Genomic DNA, 22117 nt, shown 5'->3' with positions numbered 1-22117 from the left:
GTTCCTCATGGCGTCGAGGAGGCGCTGGGCGTGGGGGTCCCGGTCTCGTCGAGGCTGCTCATGTGCGTCCTGACGGTCTCGGCGTACTCGCCGTTGGGCTCCAGCTCGAGGTACTTGTTCCACTCCTGCTTGACCTTGTCGGCGTCGGGCGGGTCGATCGACAGGTAGTAGTAGCCCAGGTCGAAGTGCAGCTCCGCGTTGTCCGGGTCGAGGGTGTTGACGATGTCCCAGTGCTCCTTGGCGCAGTCCAAGTCGTTGCTGTTGAAGCACGAGACGCCGAGGGTCAGCTGGGCCTCGGCGTCGTCGGGTTTGAGCTCGACGACCCGGGCCTGCCACTTCGAGGCGTTCGCGTAGTCCCCAACCTTCGCGTAGAGCGAGGCGAGCCGACCCATCGAGTCGGTGTCCTGCGGGTTGTCCCGGACCTTCTGCTCGAGCTCGGCCACCTGGGCCGCGTCGAGCGTCGGCGTGGCGCTGGCCGAGGCCATCATGGCGGAGGACGACGCGTCCGAGCCCGAGGAGCCCGAGGGCGCCCCGAGCTTGTAGACCGCCAGCACCACCGCCACGACGAGGGCGACGATGACGACCCGCGCCACCCAGGCGGTGGCGTCGGCCCGCTGCCGGCCGGCCCCGCTGCGCCGCTGCGCGGTCGCCGTGGCGCGCTGCTGTCGCGTGGACGGGGCGGGGGAGTCGTCCGCGTCGGCCCCGGTGACGGGTGCTCGCCGGCCGGCCCCGCGGGCCGTCCGGCGGCGGGTCTCGGACGCCTCGTCGATCTCGTCCAGGGCGACCGGGTCATCGGGGTCGGGTTCCTCGTCCGCGTCGGCCTCGATGATCTCCCCCGATGCGTCGAGCGCGGTGATCGCGTCGATCCTCGCGAGCTGCTGCTCGATCCATTTCCGGCGGGCCTGCGGCGCGGTGTCCAGCGATCCGCGCAGCTCCTCCCTTCGGTCGGCCAGCTCCTCGTCGCTCGCGTCCGGGGGCATCCCCAAGGAGTCCAGCAGCGTGCGTCTGACCCCTGACAGGCTCGAATGCCGCGTCATCATCATCTCCGGTTCGTCATCGATCCGAATTTCTCGCTGTCCGACAGTGTGACAAGCGCGAACCCGGTGCGGTATCCACCGTCGGATATGTGCTGGGCACAGGAGGTGCGGCGCCGGTACACGTACCGGTGCCGCACCTCCTGGCTCGTGGCCGACCGTCACCGCCTCACGACGGGGAGTCCGATGGGGTCGGGGCGGCCGCCGTGGCGGTGTTGATCGGGGCCGAGCCGGCCGGCTGCGGGGCGGCCTCGTCATGGGGCCGGCCGGGTTCGGGCGTGCTCGGGACATCGGCCCCGGCCAGTGCGAGCTGGCCCTGCCGTGCCGTGTCGGTCACGTCGTTGAGGATCCGCAGCGAGTACTCCGGGGCGTGGAAGCCGTGGGAGTTCTCGGATTCCACGTAATCCATGTAGAAGTTCGCCTTGCGCTGGTAGTTGCGCGCCGCGTCGATGCGATCCTGCGGGGTGCCGTTGGTCTGGGCCGCCTCGATGTCGTCGATGAGGTCGACGAGGGCGTCGAAGGAGACGTCGCGGGCCTGGTAGAACCGGGTCTGGATCGTCGCCACGCGCGCCTTCATCTCGTCGTCGGAGGCCTTGTGGCAGGTGCCGCAGGTTCCGTTGACGTCGGCCATCGGCGAGGTGACGTGGTGATTGCTGACCTTCTTCGCGCCGGCGCTCTGGTAAGCCATGTGGCAGTCCGCGCAGGTGACGCCGGCCTGGGCGTGGGGCCCGTTCGACCAGGTCTCGAAATCAGGGTGCTGGGCCTTGATGATCGAGGCGCCGGTCAGCTTGTGCGTGAAGTCCGTGAAGTTGATCTGCTGGTAGTAGTTGTACTCGTCGTCGATCGTCAGACCGTTGTTCCACGGGAATGTGAGGTTCTTGTCGGTCGGCGACTGGTAGTACTCGACGTGGCACTGGGCGCAGACGTAGGTGCGCATCTCCTGGGTGGAGGCGTCGCTGTTCACGTCGTAGTCCTTGACGCCTTGCGAGGCCTTGTAGGCCGCGATGCCCTTGATGAAGGCCGGACGGGTGACGCGCAGCTTCATCGTCGCGGGGTCGTGGCAGTCGATGCAGGACAGCGCGCCGTAGTGCTCGGCGATCGGGTAGGCCTCGTCGTAGGTCATCGAGTTCATCTTCGACCAGCCGGCCTCGGCGTCGCCGTTGCCCAGGTCGGTGAACAGCTTCGGCACGCTCACGTGGCAGTTGAGGCAGTAGCCGGGCTGCTTCACCTGGGTCGTGCGCTTGGTGTGGCGCTGGTCGACGAGCATCCAGTTGTGCCCGCGGGGCTCGGTGTAGTCGAGCGAGAACGCGTAGCCGGCCCACATGGTCACGAGCCGCTGGTCATGCGCCAGGTTGTCATAGCTGGTCCACTCGCGGGGGTCGTCGGCCGTCGGGGTGCGCGGGAAGTAGTTCCCCGGGTCCGGGTCGCTGGTCTTCATGTACGACTCGTACTCCTCGGGGAAGTTCTGCCCCCAGACGGCGGGATCGATCGTCGTCTCGTCGAGCGCCACCACCTCGGTGAACTGCTCCTTGCCCTCCTCCTTGTGGTTGAAGATGCTCATGAGCAGTGCGGCGATCCCGATGATGATCAGGGCGCCGGCGACGAGGAACACGATGAACATGGCGGTCCTGTTCATGCGCGAGATCCGCGGCACGTGCCGCGACTGGTTCGATCCGCTCATCCTCTTCTCACCTCCTGTGCCTGTGCTCGTGGCGCCGACCGGCCGGGTTGGCCGGATCGGACCCCTCCTGTGGGACGGCCGCGGCCGTCGGTGATCCCGTGCGCTCACTTGTCATGGCCCACGCCCTCGTGGCAGCGGATGCACATGATCTGCTCGTCGTCCTTCTGGCTGGCGAGCACGTCGTGGGTGAATCCGCCGTGGCAGCGGATGCAGTTCTCGTTGACGATCCGCAGCGAGACGTCGCGCGCCCGGATGTTCTGCGGGTAGTCGCCCGTGGTGAACGCGATCGAGTGGTGCAGGCCGTTCTCGGCCTTGACGGCGTACTTCCCGATGAGGTCGTGCGGCGTGTGGCAGTCATTGCACTCCGCCACGTGGTGGTGCGGGCCGGCGGTGTAGGCGTCGTAGTAGTCCTGCATCACGTGGCAGCTGGCGCAGGCCTTCGGGTCGTGGCCGAGGTAGGACATCCCGTTGGCGTAGACGAAGGTGAAGGCCGCCAGCCCCACCAGGACTCCGACGAGCAGCCCGCAGATCCCGGGAAGCCAACGGCGCGCAACGGCCAGCGCGCCCTGCGTTCGACGGCGCCCGCTCGTCATGATCGTCCTCCTCCGCCGCGATGCGGATCTCACACTCCCATCATGATGGGGACGGGTTGTCGCGTCCATGGGGACGAGGGCACAACAAGGGCACAGAACGGATAGAAAAATTCCCGGCGCGGGGTTGTGCCCGGCTCAGGTCCGGGCGGCGAGGCCGTTCCGGACGAGGTACGCGGCGGCCTGGCCGCGGGTGCTCATGCCGAGCTTGCGCAGCGCATTGTGCACGTGGTTCTTGACCGTCCCCTCGGTGATGGTCAGATGAGTGGCGATCTCGCGGTTCGACATGCCCTTGGCCACGAGGGCCATGATCTCGAGCTCGCGTCGGCTCAGGCCGTGCGCGGCGTCGAGTCGGGGCCCGATGATCCGGTGCCCGTCCAGGCCGTTGCGCAGCTGCTCGAGCAGCCCGCCGACCAGCCGCGGCGACAGCGGGGACTGGTCGGCCATGACGCCGCGGATCATCCGGAGCAGCTCGGCGGGTTCGAGGTCCTTGAGCAGATAGCCGTCGGCCCCGGCGCGGATCGCCTCGGCCAGCAGTTCGTTCTCGTCGTGGACGGTGAGCATGACGATCTTCAGGCCCGGGTGGCACTCGCGCAGGATCGCGGCGGCGCGGGCCCCGCCCATGACCGGCATCTCCAGGTCGAGGATCACCACGTCGGGATCGCTGGAGTCGATCGTCTCGAGCGCCTCCAGCCCGTTCGAGGCCTCGCCGACGACCGTCATGTCGTCCTCGCGGTCGATGAGGGCTCCGACGGAGCGGCGGAAGAGCGTCTGGTCGTCGGCGATGACGACGCGGATCGGATTCCCGCGCTCCTGCTCCGGCGGGATCGTGCTCATGCATGCATCCTTTCGCCGTGGTTCTCGTCGCGCAGGGCGAGGGGCACGACGGCGCTCACGCACGTACCCGCCCCGGGGATGCTCATGATGCTCAGACGCCCGCCGATCCCCTCGATGCGTTCGCGCATCGACAGCAGCCCGAAGCGGCCGGGGTCGGCGGGCGAGCTCTCGAAGCCCACCCCGTCATCGCTGATGTTGACGGTGGTGCCGCCCGGCCCGGTGCGCACCGTCACGTCCACGCAGCTCGCCTTCGCGTGCTTGCGCACATTGGTGAGCGCCTCCTGCACGACGCGCAGCAGCTGCAGGCGCGTCCCGGCGGGCAGGGGGGCGTCCGGGCCGGTCAGCTCGACCCGGCAGGTGATGCCGGTGCGGCGCTCGAAGGCGCTCGTCGCCGAACGGATGCACGAGGCCAGCGGACCGGTCGCCTCCTCGGGCAGGTGCAGGTCCCAGATGGCTTCACGGACGTCGGAGTAGGCCAACGCGCAGTCCTCGCCGATCCGGGCGAGCTCGGCGGCCGTCCCCTCGTCGAGCTCCTCGCGTTCGGCCAGGGCCGACAGCCTCAGGTGGGTGGCGCCGAGGACCTGCGCGACGCCGTCGTGCAGCTCCCGCGAGATCCGTTCGCGCTCGCCGGCGATCGTGCGGGCCTCAGAGTCGTCGGCCCGCACCGCCCTGGCCATGAGCCGCTCGGCCATGCCGGCCAGCGCCGTCAGGACGAGCTCGGCTGCCAGGCGCCGATCGGGGTCCGTGCTGCGCGGGTCGACGTGCCACAGCCAGCCGAATCCCTCATCGGGGTCGCCGAGCTGCACCCCGACGACCTCCTCCTCGGCCATCGTGCGCGGACAGCTCGGCTGCGAGCCGGTGAGGATGCAGGTGCTTTCCGGGTCGAACAGGCAGGCCATCGGGGTCAGCTCCCAGTCCGAGCGCACTCCGGCCTGCATCTGGACCGTCCGGCAGCACGTGGTGTTCAGACGGCGGCGCACGCACAGGCCGCTGAGTCTCGGGCCGAGAGTGGCGTGGACCTGCGCGACGACGTCGGTGAGCGCGGCCACCAGCTCGGCGACGGGCAGCGCGAGACCCCCGCGCTGCTGGTCGTCGTCGCCTGCCGGCGTGCGTCGTGAGGTCATCAGGGGCTGCCCGTCCTCTTCGTCAAGCCCGTCCTCCTCCCGAGGAGGTCGCGGCGTCCGCTTCGGCCCCACCATAGCGGGAATCGCCCCGCAAATGTTGGGGCGCGGCCGTGGATAATCTCCCGCTGTGGAACGGTACCGGCTCCGTCCGGTTCGGCGACCGGCCCTAGACTGACGCACATGGCGCTGCTGGACCGTATTCGCAAGCCCTCCGACCTGCGCACCCTCACCGCGGGGGAGCTCCGGTCGTTGGCGCAGGAGATCCGTCAGTTCCTCGTGACGAACGTTGCGCGCACCGGCGGCCACCTCGGTCCGAACCTGGGCGTCGTCGAGCTCACGATGGCGATCCATCTCGTCTTCGACTCGCCGAAGGATCCCATCGTCTTCGACGTCGGGCACCAGAGCTACGTCCACAAGATCCTCACGGGGCGCGCCGACGGATTCGACCGGCTGCGCCAGAAGGGCGGGCTGTCCGGCTACCCGAACCGGGGCGAGTCGGAGCATGACTGGTTCGAGAACTCCCACGCCTCGGCTGGCCTCAGCTGGTCCGAGGGCATGGCGCGCGCCTTCGCCCTGACCGGTCAGCGCGACCGCACCGTCGTGACGGTCGTCGGGGACGGCGCGCTCACCGGCGGCATGGCCTGGGAGGCGTTCAACAACATCGCGGACGAGCCCGAGCTGCCCATGGTCATCGTCGTCAACGACAACGGGCGCTCCTACTCGCCGACCGTCGGCGGCCTGTCCCGGCAGCTGTCCGGGCTGCGCACCGATCCGCGCTACGAGAGGGCCATGGAGAGCCTCAAGGCCAACGTCTCGCACACCCCGCTGGTCGGCAGGCCCGCCTACGACCTGCTGCACGGCCTCAAGATCGGCCTCAAGGATGTCCTCGCCCCGCAGGGGCTGTTCAGCGACCTCGGGCTGAAGTACATCGGTCCGATCGACGGCCATGACCTCGAGGCGCTCACCGTCGCCATGCGCCAGGCCAAGGGCTTCGGCGGGCCGGTCATCGTCCACGCCATCACCCGCAAGGGCAAGGGCTTCGTGCCGGCGGAGAACCACGAGCGCGATCGCTTCCACGCCATCGGGAGGATCGACGAGTGCACCGGCGAGCCGCTCACGCCCTCGGTCGAGGCCACCTGGACCGACGCCTTCGGAGCCGAGCTCGTCGCGCTGGGCGCCGAGCGCGAGGACCTCGTGGCGCTCACTGCGGCGATGCTCCACCCGGTGGGCCTGGGGCGCTTCGCCGCCGCCCATCCCGACCGGGTCTTCGACGTCGGCATCGCCGAGCAGCACGCCATGGGTGCGGCCGCAGGCATGGCCCGGGCCGGGCTGCACCCGATCGTGGCCGTCTACTCCTCCTTCCTCAACAGGGCCTTCGACCAGCTGCTCCTCGACGTGGGCATGCACCATCTGGGCGTCACCGTCGTCCTCGACCGCGCCGGCGTGACCGGCTCGGACGGTGCGAGCCACGACGGCGTCTGGGACTGCTCGATCGCGGGCCTCGTGCCGGGCATCCACCTGGCCTGTCCGCGCGACGCGACGCGGCTGCGCGCCGCGCTGCGCGAGGCCGTCGACATCGACGACGCTCCGAGTCTCATCCGCTACTCCAAGGACAAGCTCCCCGACCCGATCGAGGCCGTGGACAGGCGCGACGGCGTCGACGTCCTGGCCCGCGGCGAGCGTCCGGAGGTGCTCCTCATCGGCTTCGGCCAGCTGACCGGCACGGCGCTGGGCGTCGCGCGGATCCTCGCGGCCCGGGGCCTGTCGGTCACCGTCGTCGACCCGCTGTGGGCGCTGCCGATGGCCGAGCCGCTGCTCGCAATGGCGGCCGAGCACGCCCTCGTCGTGACGATCGAGGACAACCAGGTCGTCGGCGGTCTCGGCTCGCAGCTCGAACTCGCCCTCGACGCGGCGAGCGTCGAGGTGCCGATGCGCCAGTTCGGCATCCCGCAGGAGTACCTGCCCGTCGCCACGCGCGCCGAGGTGCTGTCCGATCTCGGTCTCACCGCCGAACCGATCGCCGAGTCCGTCGCCGCAACCTGGAGCCGCCTGGCCCGCTAGCGGTCGGGCGCCGGACCGCCCGGTCTCAGTCCCGGTCCGCGGGCGGCGTCGCGCCCAGCGCGGCGACGAGCACCGGCGCGCACAGCCGGCACTGCCATTCGCGGGCGCCGTGGGCGGCCAGCCTCGCCGCGGCGTGCTCCGCGTCGACGGCCTCGAGCGGCTCCCAGGCGAGCCAGCGCAGCGTCTCGGGGGCGATGAGGTTCTCCGGCGGCACCTGGAGCGCCTTGGCCAGGCGGTTCATCGCCGGGCGCACACGTTGCCAGCGGCGCCAGGCGTCGGGGTTGGTGCGTTGCCAGTTGCGCGGCTGGTGCGAGGGGCCCTCGTGGGGCACCCGCAGGCGGGGCAGCTCGGACTCGGGCATTCGTGCGACGCGCGTCGCCGCGGCGACCCAGCGCCCCCGGTAACGGCGGGCGTTGCGACGCTTGAAGCCCACGATGGTGTCCATCTGCGCCATGCCCGGCACCTCGGGGCTCTCCTTGGTGATCCGCCCGGCCAGTTCGCTGATCGCCTTGTCAGGGAGGATCTTGCCGGGGGCCCGGTCGAGGTCGTGGGCCAGCCGGTCGCGTTCGCCCCAGATCTCGCGCACCAGCGCCAGGCCGCGGCGGCTGTGCACCGTGTGGAGACCGTTGACGTGGCGCCACGGCTCGGCGGGCGGGTCCGGCGGGGTGCGGTGGGAGTCGATCATGTGCGCGAACTCCTGCTGCGCCCAGGCCCACTTGCCCTCCTCGTGCAGCTGGCGCCACAGCAGGGCGCGCAGCTCGATGAGCAGTTCGACGTCGAGGGCCGCGTAGGCGACCCAGTCGGCGGGCAGGGGGCGCTTGGACCAGTCGGCGGCCGAGTGCTCCTTGAGCAGATGGACACCGAAGTAGCTCTCCGTCATCGGGCCGAGCCCGACGCGCGGCAGCCCGAGCAGGCGCCCGGCGAGCTCGGTGTCGAAGAGCCGCTCGGGGAGCAGGCCGAGCTCCACGAGGCAGGGCAGGTCGGAGCTGGCTGCGTGGATGATCCACTCGGCGTCGATGATCGCCTCGCGCAGCGCGCCGAGGTCGGCCACCGAGCCGTCCCCGGGCTCGAAGGCCTGCGGGTCGATGAGCCAGGTGCCCGCGTCGGAGCGGCGCAGCTGGAGGAGATAAGCACGGCCGCTGTAGCGGAAGCTCTGGGCCCGCTCCGTGTCGATGGCCACCGGGCCGGTGCCCGAGCCGAGCGCCTCGATGCACTCGGCGAGCAGCGCGTCGTCGTCGACCAGGGGCGGCATGCCCTCCCGGGGCATCGCGAGGATGGGCAGTCCGGACTCGGGGTCGATCCGGCCGTCGAGCTCCGTCTCGGTCTGCGTGCCGTCAGCCGGATCCTTCATCGTGTTCCTGTCGCGAGGGGAGCGGTGCGGAGAGGGGTGATTTTCTCGGGCAGGGGAGGCAGGCCCGCCGCCTGGCACATGAGCTGCTGCCATGCGCGCAGATGGGCGGTGATGCCCGGGGGATCGTCGAGCAGGGGGGTCCAGCTCGCCCGGATCTCGATCTCGGCGCGATCGGGTTCGGCGCCCAGCGATCCGAACGAGCGGCTCGTCACGGTGGTCACCGTGCCGGCCGGGGCGGTGAGGGCCGCACCGTGCTCGTCGAGCGCCTCGACGAGCCAGCTCCAGGCGACCTCCCCGATGAGGGAGTCGGCGACCATGTCCGCGTCGGTGTCGGCCCGTACGAGGGTGACGAGCCGCCAGTCGCCGTCCCAGGCGTCGTTGCCGGCCGGGTCGTGCAGCAGGATGAGTCGTCCGAGGCCCTGGTCCTCGTCGCCGGCCCCCAGCCCGGCCTCCATCGCGTGCCCGTACGGCGCGATGCGCTGCGGGGCGCCGATCGTCTCGACGTCGATGCCCGGCCTCCAGCGGAACGCCTCGAGCTCGGCGACGACGCGGTCGAAGTCGTCGCGCCCGGGGCGAGCGCGCAGGTCGGTGGACATGCCTCGACCCTATGGTTCACCCGCTCGCCGGGCCGGGTGCCACGCCGCGGCCCCCGGTGACCGGCCCGTCCGCCGGGCGGTTCCGTCCCCCCGCCGGCCGAGGCCCTCGGCTCCGCGACCGTCCGGTGGACGGACGGCCCTCGGTGCTCGTCCACGCGACGAGCACCGACGCTCCCTCGACAAGCCGCCGGTGGGCGCCTCAGTGCTCGTCCGCGGGGACGAAGCTCAGGCAGATCGAGTTGATGCAGTAGCGCTGGTCGGTGGGGGTGCCGTAGCCCTCGCCCTCGAAGACGTGGCCCAGGTGGGAGTCGCAGCGGGCGCAGCGCACCTCGGTGCGCGGGCGTCCGGGGATCGAGGCGTCGGGCAGGTAGCGCACCCGGTCGGCGGCCAGCGGCGAGTAGAAGCTGGGCCAGCCGCAGTGGGAGGCGAACTTGGTCTCGGAGCGGAAGAGCTCGGCGCCGCAGGCGCGGCAGCGGTAGACGCCTTCGGCAACGAGGTCGGTGTACTCGCCGGTGAAGGGGGCCTCGGTGCCGCCCCTGCGCAGCACCTGGAACTCCTGCGGGCTCAGCTGCGCGCGCCACTGCTCGTCGGTCCACTCGTCGCGGTGCTCGTCCATGGGTCCTCCGAATCCTCCGTCCGCCGCCCCAGGCCGGTCCCATCCGGCCCGCGCCCATGAGCGATGACAGGGTCCCGGGCGGCGCTGCAGGGGCCGCCGCGGGCCCGCCCCGGTGGAGCGCCCGGCGGTGCGGGCCCGCGGGGGACCCGCGTTCCCGCGTCAGCCCGTCGCCCGGCGGATCACAGGGCGATGAGCTCCGGGGAGCTCGTGATGACGTCGTCGCCCAAGTGCTCGTCGGCCGGGACGTCGTCGAGCATGTCCATGGTGGTGAACGCGTAGCGGCTCATGACGAGCTCGATGATCCGCTCGTCGGCGCCCAGCGGGGCGCTCACCGTGAGCGCCCCGGCGGCCAGGGCCTGCTCGGCGGCCGCCATGAAGCGGTCGGAGGCGGTGAGAAAGAGCGAGCCGACAGCGATGCTCCGGCGGCCCTGGTCGCGCAGCAGGCCGATCGCGGCGGCGATGGACGAGCCGGAGCCGTCGACGCAGGCCATGGCGACCGGCAGGCGGTGGTGCGAGCTCCACTGACGGGCGCGGCGGGCGATGAGGCTCTGACCCCGGACGTCACCGGTGTCCGGGGTGGCCAGCACGAGCCCGTCCAGCTCGAGCGCGTGGCAGCTCGACAGGGCGTTGCGCAGCCGGATGTCGAGAATGTTGAGCAGCTCGGTGGCCGGGCCGATCGGGCGGGCCATGGCGAGGTTCATGTCGGGATGGGTCGTGCGGACGAGCTTGAACATGTCGACGGCGGCCTGACCGGCGTCGACCGCCTGGGTCAGGGACATGGGGACGAACACGGCCTCCCGCGTCCCGTGGGAGGCAAGGGCGCTGATGACCTGCAGACCGCTCGGCGGGCAGTGATCGAGGAAGGCGAGATGGACGGGGAGCTCGGGGCGCTGGATCTGCATCTGCTTGCGGAGCAGCCGAATCTCCTCGGCGCCGTCAGCCAACAGGATCAATGCCGGTGCAGTCATCTGCGTGCCCTTGTCTCTTGTAGTGTCAGGGCGGCGCCATTGCCGTTGTCTTGTCTCAAGCTTCGGACATCTCGGAGGGATTGGCAAATCGTCTGTCCACGATGTGACACGAAAAATTCATGTCACCCTTCGGTGCGTCTCCGTCCTGTGGGCTGCGGGGCTGCTCGCGAACAGAAGAATCTTCTGCTCAGGCCGGGGTCGGAGGGCTTTTCCCCAGATTCGCCCAGAGCGTGCCGGTCGGGTGCGCGGAGGCGTGCTGCGCGGAGCGCTCGTCTCGCATGGTGAATGGATGGCCGGTCGGAAGGACGGCCGGGGAAGCGTCGGCGCATCGCCGACGGCTCGGTGGGGTGGGCGATACTGGGTTCGAACCAGTGACCTCTTCGGTGTGAACGAAGCGCGCTACCGCTGCGCCAATCGCCCGGGGCGGAACAAAGCTAGCGCACCGTCGCGCGCCGGGACAAACCGGACACGGCGGACGGGCCCGGTGCCGGCGTCCTGTGCCGGGTGTTCCCGCGGGCCCGACGGGGCCGGTGCGCCCGGCGGTCACTCGGGAGGGGGCGCTCCCGCGACTGCGGGCCCGACGTACGCCGGTTGCGCGGCCGCGGGCTGGTCCCAGGGCACTTCCGCGGGCCGTGGGTCCTGCCGGTGCCGAGGCCGCTTCCGGCTCATCATCGAACCGCACTTCCGGAGGCCGACGGCTTCCAAGGGACCTCGTCCGGAGGGCCCTCGCGGGGTCCACTGGCGGGTCCCGGGGGGCGTCGGGGCGTGAGGCGTCGCGACGACCCGGGCATCTCGGGGAAGGAGAACTTTTCGGTGTGACATACCTGTGACATACCTGGTCGGAGTCGTGTCGGCACGGTCGGGCCGGATCCTGCGGGAGCGCCCGAGTTGTGCCGTCAGGGTGAGTTCGCTAATGTGGTCCCCGCACTTCGGCGAGGTGAGCCGGCGAGGCGGCCTGCCGAGAAGCGCTGCGGACGTGGCTCAGTTGGTAGAGCATCACCTTGCCAAGGTGAGGGTCGCGGGTTCGAGTCCCGTCGTCCGCTCGGAGAGGTCTTGGCCCCATCCACTGACCACGAGACTCCGTGGTGGAGGCAGGCTCTTCACCCGGTGGAGTGGCCGAGAGGCGAGGCAGCGGACTGCAAATCCGTATACACGGGTTCAAATCCCGTCTCCACCTCGGGCGGCTGGCGCAGTGGTAGCGCGCTTCCCTGACACGGAAGAGGTCACTGGTTCGAACCCAGTGTCGCCCACCAGAACGATCCCCCGGCACCCGCCGGGGATCGTCGTTCTCCGGGCGCTTGCTCCTTCCGTGCGTCGGCCGACCGTCTCTCATGGATGGGGGGTGGACGCCCGGTCCTCCCGGGCGCGCTCGCCCCTTTCTGTTCCCGCCCGACCCCTGCCCGGCCCGCAACGTCTCGTCCGGTCCGCCGCCCCTCCTCCCGAGTGGTCGTCGCCCGCGCCGGCCCGGCCCCCTCCCGTCGTCCGAGCCGCCTCGTGGCCCCGGCCTCGTGCCCCCGTGTCCGGCTGGACGGACTGGGGGAGAGGACGGCTGCGGGTGGCGGACCGCAGTCCGCCACCCGCAGGATGGTCGTCGTCGGGACGGGACGTCACGACGGAGTCGTCGGCCGTCGGCTCACTCCGGCTGCGAGATGCAGTAGGTGCGGGCCGGCGTGTCGTAGGTGAGACCGCCCGTCGAGGTGTCGGGGCAGGTGGCGTCGTACTCCTCGATGATCTGGTCGACGCGGATGTAGGCGTCGGGATCGCTGCAGTCGATGCTCTGGTACGTCAGGTCGTTCAGGTCCTCGGCGTAGCAGCTGCCCTCGACGAGCTGGGGAACCAGGCACATCTTGGCCGACGAGCCGGACCTCTGGACGGTGATCTCGTCGTAGGTGCCGCCGTAGTTCTTGTCCGTGTCGGTCACGTCCGTGCAGGTCTCGGCGGCGCCGGCCTTGGCGACGTAGTAGGAGCCGGCGGTGCTGCAGTCGACGCGCTTGGTCTTCACGTCGTCCTTGCTGCCGGACAGGGTCACGCACTTGCCGACGTCCTTCGTCGCGTCGTGCGAGGTGCGCAGGTGGTTGATGACCAGACCGGCCGCCGCGAGAAGGACGACCACCAGGATCGCCGAGACGATGGCGACGGCCCGGGACCTGCCCTTCTCGGCCGGGACGCTGCCGCCCATGAGGGCATCGCCGCCGGGGACGGGGCCGCCCGGGGGGATCTGACCGGCCGGCGGGACGGGGCCGCCGGGAGGAATCTGACCGCCCTGCGGGGGCTGGGCCCCGGTGGGGGCGAACTGCTGGGGCTGAGGAGGCTGTTGGGGCTGACCGGCCCGCTGGGGCTGGCCGTACGCCTGGCTGAGGGCGTCCTGGCCGGTGAGGGGCTGACCCTGCGCCCTGGTGGGCGCGTCGGGTCCGGTCGAGGGCTGCGGGGCCCCGGCGTCCTCGGCGGGACCGGTTCCGTTCGGGCTCGGGTTCTGCGGATCACTCATAGTGCGTGAGTATCGCACACCGGGCATGTCGGCGACAGGGGCCGGACGGGACCGGGGCGCAGGCGACATGACCGTCGACGGTCGAATACGCCGTCGCTCCTGACGGATGGGGCAGAATGTTACGAGGCTCCCCGCATCGGGGCCCGCTCCCGTCCGCGCGGGGGCGTCATCACGAGCGGCCCGGTTCGCCGCCGAAAGGAACAGAAGTGTCGGTGTCAGTCGTCATCGTCAGCGATCCCGGGGAGGAGTCCAGGGCGGTCGACAGGGGGACCACGGGTCTGGACCTCTTCGGCGACGACACGTCCGTCGTCGCCATGCGAGTCAACGGCACCACCGTCGACCTGGCCACCGAGCTCGCCGACGGCGACCGGGTCGAGCCCGTCCTCGCCACGAGCGGCGAGGGCCTGGCGATCATCCGGCACTCCGCCGCGCACGTGACCGCCCAGGCGCTCCAGGAGCTCTTCCCACAGGCCCGGCTCGGCATCGGCCCGCCCATCACCGACGGCTTCTACTACGACTTCAAGACCGACCCGCTGGGCCCCGAGGACCTCAAGGCGATCGAGAAGCGGATGCAGGCGATCATCAAGCAGCGCCAGCGCTTCGTCCGCCGCGTCGTCACCGAGGAGCAGGCCCTGGCCGAGGAGGCCGACGAGCCGTTCAAGCTCGAACTGATCGCCGACAAGGGACGACCCGGTGCCGACGACGGCTCCCGGGTCGAGGTGGGTGGCGCCGAGCTGACCGTCTACGACAACGTCCGCCGCGACGGGACGGTGGCCTGGAAGGACCTGTGCCGGGGCCCCCACGTGCCGAACACCGGCTACCTCAAGGCGGTCGCCCTCACGAGGACCAGCGCCGCCTACTGGCGCGGCGACCAGAGCAGGGACACCCTCCAGCGCGTCTACGGCACCGCTTGGGCCAGCCGCGAGGACCTCAAGGCCCACCAGGAGCGTCTGGCCGAGGCCGCCCGGCGCGACCACCGCACGCTGGGAGCCGAGCTCGACCTGTTCAGCTTCCCCGAGGAGATCGGTCCCGGCCTGGTGCTCTTCCACCCCAGGGGCGGCATCCTGCGCCACGAGATCGAGTCCTACGTCATCGACCGCCACCTCGAGGCCGGCTTCGACATCGTCCACACGCCCGAGATCAGCAAGGGCGGCCTGTTCCGCACCTCGGGCCACCTGCCGTACTACGCCGACACGATGTTCCCGCCCATGGCCGTCGACGAGGGGCACGACGCCGACGGCGCGCTCACCCGGGCCGGCCAGGAGTACTACCTCAAGGCCATGAACTGCCCGATGCACAACCTCATCTTCCGGTCCCGCGGGCGCTCCTACCGCGAGCTGCCGCTGCGCCTGTTCGAGATGGGGCACGACTACCGCTACGAGAAGTCGGGCGTCGTCCACGGCCTGACCCGCATGCGCGGCTTCACGCAGGACGACTCGCACACCTACTGCACGCCCGAGCAGGCGGGGCGGGAGATCACCGACCAGATCGCCTTCTTCCTGTCGATCCTCGAGGCGTTCGGCCTCGACGACTTCCACCTCGAGCTGTCCACGCGCGACGAGGAGGGCCCCCGCAAGGACAAGTTCATCGGCTCGGACGAGGACTGGGCCGACGCCACCCGGACGCTCGAGCGGGCCTGCCGGGCCACCGGCCTCCAGCTCGTGCCCGACCCGGGGGGCGCGGCCTTCTACGGCCCCAAGGTCTCGGTCCAGGTCAGGGACGCCATCGGTCGCACCTGGCAGATGTCGACCATCCAGTACGACTTCAACCAGCCCGAGCGCTTCGGCCTGGAGTACACCGCCCCCGACGGCTCGCACCGGCGGCCCGTGATGATCCACTCGGCCAAGCTCGGCTCGGTGGAGCGCTTCATCGGCGTGCTCACCGAGCACTACGCCGGGGCCTTCCCAGCCTGGCTGAGCCCGGTCCAGGTCGTCGGCATCCCGGTCGCCGGCGAGTTCAACGACTACCTGGCCGGGGTGGCCGCCCGGCTCAGGGCCCGGGGCGTGCGCGTCGAGATCGACGACTCCGACGACCGCATGCAGAAGAAGATCCGCAACGCCACCCGCCAGAAGGCGCCGTTCATGCTCATCGCGGGGCAGACCGACCGCGCGGCCGGCGCCGTGAGCTTCCGCTTCCGCGACGGCAGCCAGTTCAACGGCGTGCCCGTCGACGAGGCGGTCGAGCGGATCGTCTCGCACATCGCCTCGCGCGCCAACGAGGACCCGACCGCGGCCGAGCAGGCGGGTACGGGTGAGTAGCGGTCCGGGGGGTGCGGACTCCGCCGGGGACGTCGAGTGGGTCGAGGACCTGCCCGGCGTGCCCGACGCCCTCCAACGGCTGTGGACACCGCACCGCGCCGTCTACATCGGCGGCCAGGGCAAGCCGGCCGACTCCGGGGCGGGCCCCCAGTGCCCGTTCTGCCGGGCGCCGAGCACCGGCGACGACGAGGCCTCGCTCATCGTGCGCCGCGGAGCGACGGCCTTCGTCGTCCTCAACCTGTACCCGTACAACCCGGGTCACCTGCTTGTGTGCCCCTACCGGCACGTGGCGGGCTACGTGGACACCACCGAGGACGAGGCCGTCGAGATCGCCCGGCTGACCAAGCAGGCCGTCGCCGTGCTGGGCGGCGTCTCGGCGCCCGCGGGGTTCAACATCGGGATGAACCAGGGCGACGTCGCCGGCGCCGGCATCGCCGCCCACCTCCACCAGCACGTCGTGCCCCGCTGGCTCGGCGACGCGAACTTCCTGCCCATCATCGGACGAACCAAGGCCGTCCCCCAGCTCCTGTCCGACACGCGCAGGCTCCTCGCCGACGCGTGGATCGAGCTCTACGGCCCGCACCAGGAGGTCACGAATGCTTGAGCATCTTCGCTCCCGCTGGACGAAGGTCATGGCGCCGATCGCGCGCGCCCTTCTCTCGGCCCACGTCACGCCGGACATGGTCACCTGGGCCGGCACCATCGGCGTCGTGGCGGTCTCGCTCATCTGCTTCCCCCACGGCTGGCTGTGGCAGGGCGTCCTCCTGCTGCTCGTGTTCATCTTCTCGGACTCGCTGGACGGCATCATGGCCCGCACCAGCGGCCGCAGTTCCGATTGGGGCGCCTTCCTCGACAGCACCCTCGACCGCATCGCCGACGGCGCCGTCATGGGCGGTCTGGCCCTCTACTACGTGGACGCCGGGAACAACGCCTGGTGGGCTGGCCTGGCCATCGTCACCCTCGTGCTCGGCCAGGTCACCAGCTACACGAAGGCCCGCGGCGAGTCCCTCGGCTACGAGGTCAACGGCGGCCTGGCCGGACGCGCCGACCGGCTGCTCGTGAGCCTGCTCGGCGCCATGCTCACCGGCCTCGGCCTCGACTGGGGCCTTCCGGTCTGCCTCGTCGTCCTGACCGTCGCCGGCGTCATCACCGTCGCCCAGCGCATGACACTCGTGCGCCACGCCACCACCGTGGCCAGGGGGCGGGCCGCCGGGGAGTCGCAGGCGTGAGCCCTCGTCGTCACCACCGCCCGGGCGCGCTCGCACTCCTCAGACTCGGGGCCCACCTGCCCTGGTGGCTCTGGCGCCCCGTGAGCGTCCTCGGCACGGTCGTCCTCGCGACGGCGCCCGGGGGCTTCACGCCGGTGCGCCAGTGGCGGCTCAACTACGAGCGCGTCCAGGGCCGGCCCGCCGGCTGGACCACCACCTACCGGGCCTTCATCGGCTGGATGGAGAACACGATGATCTCGCTCCAGCTCGCAGGCTGGAGCGAGGCCCGCATCCGCCGTCGGATCGTCATGGAGGACTCCGACGCGTGGGCGCGCCTTGAGGCGGCCCACGCCGAGGGCGGCGTCGTCGCCGCCCTGCCGCACATGGGCAGCTGGGACCTCGTCGGCGCCTACGCCTGCCTGGAGGGACTGCCGGTCACCTCTGTGGCGGAGGGCCTGCCGGACGGCCAGTTCGAGTACTTCCGCGATCTGCGCGCCCGGCTCGGGTTCCGCATCTACGACGTGCGGGACCGGGCCGTCTTCACACGCCTGCGCGACGACCTCGACGAGGGCCGCGTCGTCTGCCTCGTCGCGGACCGCGACTTCAGCCGCCGGGGAGTGCCGGTCACCTGGCACCTGCCCGCCGGCGACGCCCGCATCACGATGCCCCCCGGGCCCGGGCTGCTCGCCCAGCAGACCGGCCGCCCGCTGTTCGGCGCGGTGACCTGGTTCGGGCGCGCCGGGCGGCTCCACGTGCTCGTCCGCGGGCCGATGGACGTCGCCCGAGGGGCTGACGGGCTGGAGGCCGGCGTGCAAGAATTAGCCGATTTCTTCTGCGCGCAGATCAGCGAGCGCACCGTGAACTGGCACATGATGCAGAGGTTCTTCAAGGGGGTCGTGGCATGAGGGTGGGAATCGTCTGCCCCTACTCCTTCACGCACCCCGGCGGTGTGCAGAACCACGTCCTGGGGCTGGGCGGCTGGCTCAAGCAGCACGGCCACGACGTCTCGATCCTGGCCCCCGGCCAGGCGAGCCCCGCGCTACTCGCCGAGACGGGTCTGCGGCCGGAGGAGTTCACCAGTGCCGGCCACGCCGTGCCCATCAACTTCAACGGCTCGGTGGCCCGCATCAACTTCGGGCCCGGCCCCGCCGCCAAGGTCAAGGGATGGCTCGACACCGGCCGCTTCGATGTCGTGCACCTGCACGAGCCCATCGGCCCGAACATCGGCCTCGTGGCGCTCTACCTGACCGATCGTCCGGTCACCGCCACCTTCCACACGTCGATGCCGACGATGCGGGCCATCAAGGTGCTCAACTCGGCGCTGCCGAGCGTCGTGAGCCGCATCGACTCCTCGATCGCCGTCTCCGAGGCGGCCGCTCGGGTCGCCCACGAGCACTCCGGCGTCAACCCGGTGATCATCGGCAACGGCATCCACGTGGACGACTACCCGCTCGAGCGCGTCCGGGGCCGCTGGCGCGGGGGCGAGGTGCCGCGTCTGACCTTCCTGGGCCGCTACGACGAGCCCCGCAAGGGCTTCGAGGTGCTCACGCCCGCGCTCCCGCTGGTGCGCTCCCAGTTCCCCGACCTGGACGTCGTCGTCATCGGTTCCGGCTCGGCGCGTTCGGAGCAGGGCGTGCGCTTCCTCGGCGGGCTCGACGACGAGGCCCGCAACTACTGGCTGGGACGCTCCGACGTCTACATCGCCCCGCAGACCGGCCGCGAGAGCTTCGGCATCGTGCTGCTCGAGGCGATGGCCTGCGGCGCCCCCGTCGTCGCCTCCGACCTGCCGGCCTTCGTCGACGTCCTCACCGACGACGAGGGCCTCATCGGGCACGTCTTCCGCAACGGCAACTCGGCAAGCGCCTCGCGGGCGATCACCCGCAGCCTGTCCGAGCCGCGCGACCTGCGCCTGGAGCGCGGCCGGGCCCAGGCTGCCCGCTTCGACTGGTCGCAGATCGGGCCCCAGGTCGTCCAGATGTACCGCACCGCGCGGCGCAACTCGGCGCGCATGCGCCTGAGCGGGCGCCGGAGCCGGCTGCGCCAGCATCGCTCCGTCGAGGCGTGAGCACCGGGCCTGCCTTCCTGTGCGCTTCGTGTGCACTGCGACGGCCCCGCGCGCCCGGGTGGACCCGATGGCATCCGCCGCGACAGCCGGGCCCGCGACGGCCCCGCGCGCCCGGGTGGACCGGTCCCGCGGCGGATGATTGACTTGACATCAGGCCGGGTGCTGCCCGGCCCGCTCCGTGCCCCGGTGCCGTGCCAGGAGGCGGAGGCCTTCGCGTTCCCCGAGGGGTGAGGACATGGCGCAGTTCCCGGCCGGACTCCGGCGCGGCGGCGAGCACGAATGGGTGCGCTCCGGTGAGGGCGGCGCCACCGCCCGCATCGGCATCACGGCCGCCGCAGCCGCCGACCTAGGCGACGTCGTCCGCGTCGAGCTGCCCACCGTCGGCAGCGAGGTCGTCGCCGGGGACGCCTGCGGCGAGCCGGAGTCGACGAGCACGGCGCTCGAGGTCCACTCGCCGCTCACCGGCGTGGTGAGCGCGGTCAACGAGGCCGCCGCGGCGGCGCCGGAGACCATCTGCTCCTCGCCGTACGACGAGGGCTGGCTGTTCGAGGTCGAGTCCGATGAGGCCCAGGGGTCCGACGGACCGCCCGACCACGCCGGCCCCACGGGGTCTCAATCAGTCGCAACCGGCCCGCTACGATAGGGACAGGGCCTAGCCACAGTGTCCCGACGGGGGAGTCACATCATGATGATCTGCGCCAAATGCGGCCACGAGAATGCCGATGGCAGCAATTTCTGCGCCCAGTGCGGGGAGCGGCTGTCCACCGCGTCCGACACCACGTCGGTCATCCCCGCCATCGACGAGGACTCCGCGCCCCACGCCGAGATCAGCGCCGAGGACTCCGCCGCGGTGCACGCCCTGCCCGCCGGGCACGCGCTGCTCGTCGTCACCCGCGGCCCGGACGTCGGTGCCCGCTATCTGCTCGACCAGCCCGTGACGCTGGCCGGGCGCAGCCCCGACTGCGACATCTTCCTCGACGACATCACGGTCTCGCGCCACCATGCGAAGTTCACCATGGGCGAGGAGGGCGTGACGATCACGGACCTGGGCAGCCTCAACGGCACCTACGTCAACCGCACCCTCGTCGACGGCTCGGCCCTGCTGCGGCCCGGCGAGGAGGTGCAGATCGGGAAGTTCCGCATGGTCTTCTTCGTGAGTGAGCTCGGACTTCGCTGATGCCCCCGGCTCAGCTCGTCGGTATCGGCCGCGTGGTCGAGACCCTCAAGACCGAGTTCCCCGACATCACGATCTCGAAGATCCGCTTCCTCGAGACGGAGGGCCTCGTCCTGCCCGAGCGCGCACCCTCCGGATACCGCAAGTACTCGCCCGCCGACGTCGACCGGCTGCGCTACATCCTGCGCGTCCAGCGCGACCAGTACCTTCCGCTCAAGGTCATCCGCGAGCACCTGGAGATGATGGACGCCGGCCAGCAGCCCCCCGCCGCCGACGCCCCGCCGCCGCCCCCGGCCGCCACCCACGCCCCGGTCGACCCCCCCGACCCGCCCTCCGGGCCCGCCCCGCGCAGTCCCCGGACGGTGCGCCTGACCCGCCGCGAGCTCATCCGCGAGTCGGGGCTTCCCGAGGCCACCCTCATCGAGCTGGAGCGTCAGCAGATGGTGCTGCCGCGGCGTAACTCCATGTACTACGGGCGCGACGCCCTCATGATCTGCGTGGTGGCCCGCCGCCTCCAGGACTACGGGATGGACACCCGCCACATGCGCGCCATCAGGCAGTCCGCCGAGCATGAGGCCGGTCTCATCGAGCAGGGCGCCCAGCCGCTGCGCCGCGGCGGCAACGGCAATCAGGTGGTCGCCGAGCTCGCCAACCTCATCGTCCACGCCCACGCCGCCCTCGTCCAGACGATCCTGGAGCACTGAGTCATGGCCACCGTGTCGATCGTCGGGGTGCAGATGCTGGAGTCCAGCGACCAGCCCGTGCTCATGCTCGGTCAGGCCTGGACCACACGCTTCCTGCTGGTCTGGGTGGACGCCCAGGTCGCTGCGGCGCTGTTCTCAGCGGCCGACCCCGACAGCCAGGACGACCCGAGCCTGCGCGCCTACGAGCTCTTCGCCAGGGCGCTCGCCGCGACCGGCGAGCACGAGCTGAGCGGCCGCATCACCGGCTGGTCCGACGGGGTCTTCAGCGCCGAGCTCGTCATCGACGGGGAACCGGTGCCCGGCAGGCTCTCGGACATCGCCGTCCTGTCGCACACGATGGGCTTCCCGCTCGAGTGCCCCGACGAGCTCATGGCTCAACTGGCCGTTGAGGCTTTCGAGGACGAGAACGACGTCGTCGAGGAGTTCAGGAGCTTCCTCGACGAGGTCGAGGCCGACGACTTCGGCGAGGAGAATCCCTAGTCAGCGCGATGAGTTGGCGGGTTGCGGCGACTCCTGGGCCGCGTCGGGCCGGTCCGGCCGGAACCGACACGCCGGGATCGGGAAGATTGCACGGGTGCGGGCCGGGCGCTTACCGTCAGTGGTGCAGCCGCACGCGCGAGGCTGCTCGGGCTGGCCTCGACTGGCTTGGGAACGTGTTCACGATGCAGCCGCACGCGCGAGGCCGCTCGTTCGACGAAAGAGGCACCGTGACCCACCCCGCCCCCGAGGCCGCAGCGCTCACCGCCGCCCAGGACGCGCTCTTCGAGGGCGACTTCTCGGCGGTTCCCGAGGACGCGGGCTTCCGCGGCCCGGTCGCCTGCTCCGCGGCGGGCATCACCTACCGTCAGCTCGACTACTGGGCCCGTACCGGGCTCGTGACCCCCGGGATCCGGTCCGCCGGCGGCTCGGGCACCCAGCGCCTCTACTCGTTCCGCGACATCCTCATGCTGCGCGTGGTCAAGAACCTCCTCGACGCGGGCATCTCGCTCCAGCAGATCCGCCGGGCCATCGACCACCTGCGCTCCCGCGGCGACGAGAACCTCACCGGCATCACGCTCATGAGCGACGGCGTCTCCGTCTACGAGTGCACCAGCGAGCACGAGGTGCTCGATCTGCTGCGCGGCGGCCAGGGCATGTTCGCCATCACCCTCGACGGCGTCGTGCGCGACCTCGAGGGCTCGCTCACCGAGCTGCCCACCGAGCGCACCGACCTGACCAGCGGTGACGACGAGCTCGCCCGCCGCCGGCGCCGCGCCGCCACCTGAGGACCCGCGCCGGCCCCGGACGCCCCGTCGTCAGACTCGTGCGTCGTTAGACTCGTGCCCATGGTTCCTGCTGCAGCCGAGGGGGCGCGCCCGCGGC

At 71.2% G+C, this 22117-nt stretch carries 21 protein-coding genes and 4 tRNA genes; 14 read left to right on the top strand and 11 right to left on the bottom strand.

What is annotated here, in order from left to right; all coding sequences use genetic code 11:
* Positions 1-5: 5 nt before the first annotated feature.
* The 5 genes from EGX94_RS01110 to EGX94_RS01090 all read right to left on the bottom strand — a co-directional run bounded on the left by EGX94_RS01110 (position 6) and on the right by EGX94_RS01090 (position 5266).
* Positions 6-1043, bottom strand: a complete 1038-nt coding sequence (locus EGX94_RS01110; protein WP_021797971.1) for a tetratricopeptide repeat protein — start codon at positions 1041-1043, stop codon at positions 6-8.
* Between the two features lie 160 nt (positions 1044-1203).
* Positions 1204-2715 (bottom strand): ammonia-forming cytochrome c nitrite reductase subunit c552, encoded by a 1512-nt coding sequence (locus EGX94_RS01105; RefSeq protein WP_021797973.1) that lies wholly within the window; start codon positions 2713-2715, stop codon positions 1204-1206.
* 104 nt (positions 2716-2819) lie between these two features.
* On the bottom strand, positions 2820-3308 hold the full coding sequence (gene nrfH, locus EGX94_RS01100) for a cytochrome c nitrite reductase small subunit (RefSeq protein WP_043122164.1): 489 nt from the start codon (positions 3306-3308) through the stop codon (positions 2820-2822).
* Positions 3309-3443: 135 nt separating this feature from the next.
* Positions 3444-4142, bottom strand: coding sequence for a response regulator (locus EGX94_RS01095; protein ID WP_021797970.1), 699 nt, complete (start codon positions 4140-4142; stop codon positions 3444-3446).
* Positions 4139-5266 carry a sensor histidine kinase gene (locus EGX94_RS01090; RefSeq protein ID WP_021797972.1) on the bottom strand — a complete coding sequence of 376 codons (1128 nt, stop codon included), beginning with the start codon at positions 5264-5266 and terminating at the stop codon, positions 4139-4141. The genes EGX94_RS01095 and EGX94_RS01090 overlap by 4 nt, the downstream gene beginning before the upstream one ends.
* Before the next feature lie 180 nt (positions 5267-5446).
* Between EGX94_RS01090 and dxs the strand changes: the two genes are divergently transcribed.
* Positions 5447-7327, top strand: coding sequence for a 1-deoxy-D-xylulose-5-phosphate synthase (gene dxs, locus EGX94_RS01085; protein WP_021797977.1), 1881 nt, complete (start codon positions 5447-5449; stop codon positions 7325-7327).
* 25 nt (positions 7328-7352) lie between these two features.
* On the opposite strand, the gene EGX94_RS01080 is transcribed toward dxs, so the two are convergent.
* From EGX94_RS01080 to EGX94_RS01060, 5 genes are all read right to left on the bottom strand, one after another.
* Positions 7353-8678, bottom strand: coding sequence for a ribonuclease D (locus EGX94_RS01080; protein ID WP_021797966.1), 1326 nt, complete (start codon positions 8676-8678; stop codon positions 7353-7355).
* Positions 8675-9274: a DUF3000 domain-containing protein gene (locus EGX94_RS01075; protein ID WP_021797976.1), complete on the bottom strand. Its 600-nt coding sequence runs from the start codon at positions 9272-9274 to the stop codon at positions 8675-8677. Before EGX94_RS01075 ends, EGX94_RS01080 begins: the two co-directional genes overlap by 4 nt.
* A gap of 199 nt (positions 9275-9473) precedes the next feature.
* On the bottom strand, positions 9474-9890 hold the full coding sequence (gene msrB / locus EGX94_RS01070) for a peptide-methionine (R)-S-oxide reductase MsrB (protein WP_021797967.1): 417 nt from the start codon (positions 9888-9890) through the stop codon (positions 9474-9476).
* Between the two features lie 179 nt (positions 9891-10069).
* A complete protein-coding gene (locus EGX94_RS01065) occupies positions 10070-10858 on the bottom strand; it encodes a sirohydrochlorin chelatase (protein ID WP_028706615.1) in 789 nt (262 codons plus the stop codon).
* A 348-nt stretch (positions 10859-11206) separates the two neighbouring features.
* Positions 11207-11278: transfer RNA gene (locus tag EGX94_RS01060), tRNA-Val, on the bottom strand.
* A gap of 550 nt (positions 11279-11828) precedes the next feature.
* Between EGX94_RS01060 and EGX94_RS01055 the strand changes: the two genes are divergently transcribed.
* The 3 genes from EGX94_RS01055 (at position 11829) to EGX94_RS01045 (ending at position 12111) form a co-directional block, all read left to right on the top strand.
* Positions 11829-11901: transfer RNA gene (locus EGX94_RS01055), tRNA-Gly, on the top strand.
* A gap of 63 nt (positions 11902-11964) precedes the next feature.
* Positions 11965-12035 (top strand) — tRNA-Cys (locus tag EGX94_RS01050).
* A gap of 1 nt (position 12036) precedes the next feature.
* Positions 12037-12111: transfer RNA gene (locus EGX94_RS01045), tRNA-Val, on the top strand.
* 380 nt (positions 12112-12491) lie between these two features.
* Here EGX94_RS01045 and EGX94_RS01040 read toward each other — a convergent pair.
* A complete protein-coding gene (locus tag EGX94_RS01040; RefSeq protein WP_043123460.1) occupies positions 12492-13346 on the bottom strand; it encodes an LppU/SCO3897 family protein in 855 nt (284 codons plus the stop codon).
* A gap of 206 nt (positions 13347-13552) precedes the next feature.
* Here EGX94_RS01040 and thrS point away from each other — a divergent pair, with 206 nt between their 5' ends.
* The 10 genes from thrS to EGX94_RS00990 all read left to right on the top strand — a co-directional run bounded on the left by thrS (position 13553) and on the right by EGX94_RS00990 (position 22020).
* The gene (thrS, locus tag EGX94_RS01035) at positions 13553-15604 is read left to right on the top strand and encodes a threonine--tRNA ligase (RefSeq protein WP_021798870.1); all 2052 of its coding nucleotides are present in this window, start codon (positions 13553-13555) and stop codon (positions 15602-15604) included.
* Complete coding sequence (locus tag EGX94_RS01030; protein ID WP_021798871.1) at positions 15597-16208, top strand: HIT family protein; 612 nt, start codon at positions 15597-15599, stop codon at positions 16206-16208. Before thrS ends, EGX94_RS01030 begins: the two co-directional genes overlap by 8 nt.
* Positions 16201-16833: a phosphatidylinositol phosphate synthase gene (gene pgsA / locus EGX94_RS01025; RefSeq protein ID WP_021798869.1), complete on the top strand. Its 633-nt coding sequence runs from the start codon at positions 16201-16203 to the stop codon at positions 16831-16833. The genes EGX94_RS01030 and pgsA overlap by 8 nt, the downstream gene beginning before the upstream one ends.
* On the top strand, positions 16830-17717 hold the full coding sequence (locus EGX94_RS01020) for an LpxL/LpxP family acyltransferase (protein WP_021798876.1): 888 nt from the start codon (positions 16830-16832) through the stop codon (positions 17715-17717). The genes pgsA and EGX94_RS01020 overlap by 4 nt, the downstream gene beginning before the upstream one ends.
* Positions 17714-18877, top strand: coding sequence for a glycosyltransferase family 4 protein (locus EGX94_RS01015; RefSeq protein ID WP_021798875.1), 1164 nt, complete (start codon positions 17714-17716; stop codon positions 18875-18877). Before EGX94_RS01020 ends, EGX94_RS01015 begins: the two co-directional genes overlap by 4 nt.
* A 235-nt stretch (positions 18878-19112) precedes the next feature.
* On the top strand, positions 19113-19520 hold the full coding sequence (locus EGX94_RS01010) for a glycine cleavage system protein H (protein WP_021798879.1): 408 nt from the start codon (positions 19113-19115) through the stop codon (positions 19518-19520).
* Between the two features lie 42 nt (positions 19521-19562).
* Entirely contained in the window at positions 19563-20054 is a 492-nt protein-coding gene (locus EGX94_RS01005) for an FHA domain-containing protein (protein ID WP_021798873.1), read from the top strand.
* Entirely contained in the window at positions 20054-20755 is a 702-nt protein-coding gene (gene ftsR / locus EGX94_RS01000) for a transcriptional regulator FtsR (protein WP_123825787.1), read from the top strand. The genes EGX94_RS01005 and ftsR overlap by 1 nt, the downstream gene beginning before the upstream one ends.
* A gap of 3 nt (positions 20756-20758) precedes the next feature.
* A complete protein-coding gene (locus EGX94_RS00995; protein ID WP_021797145.1) occupies positions 20759-21235 on the top strand; it encodes a bifunctional nuclease domain-containing protein in 477 nt (158 codons plus the stop codon).
* 227 nt (positions 21236-21462) lie between these two features.
* Entirely contained in the window at positions 21463-22020 is a 558-nt protein-coding gene (locus tag EGX94_RS00990) for a MerR family transcriptional regulator (protein WP_021797148.1), read from the top strand.
* Positions 22021-22117 lie beyond the last annotated feature (97 nt).

The sequence above is a fragment of the Propionibacterium acidifaciens genome, assembly GCF_003798325.1.
Classification (GTDB): domain Bacteria; phylum Actinomycetota; class Actinomycetes; order Propionibacteriales; family Propionibacteriaceae; genus Propionibacterium; species Propionibacterium acidifaciens.
This window is presented reverse-complemented; position numbering and strand designations above follow the sequence as displayed.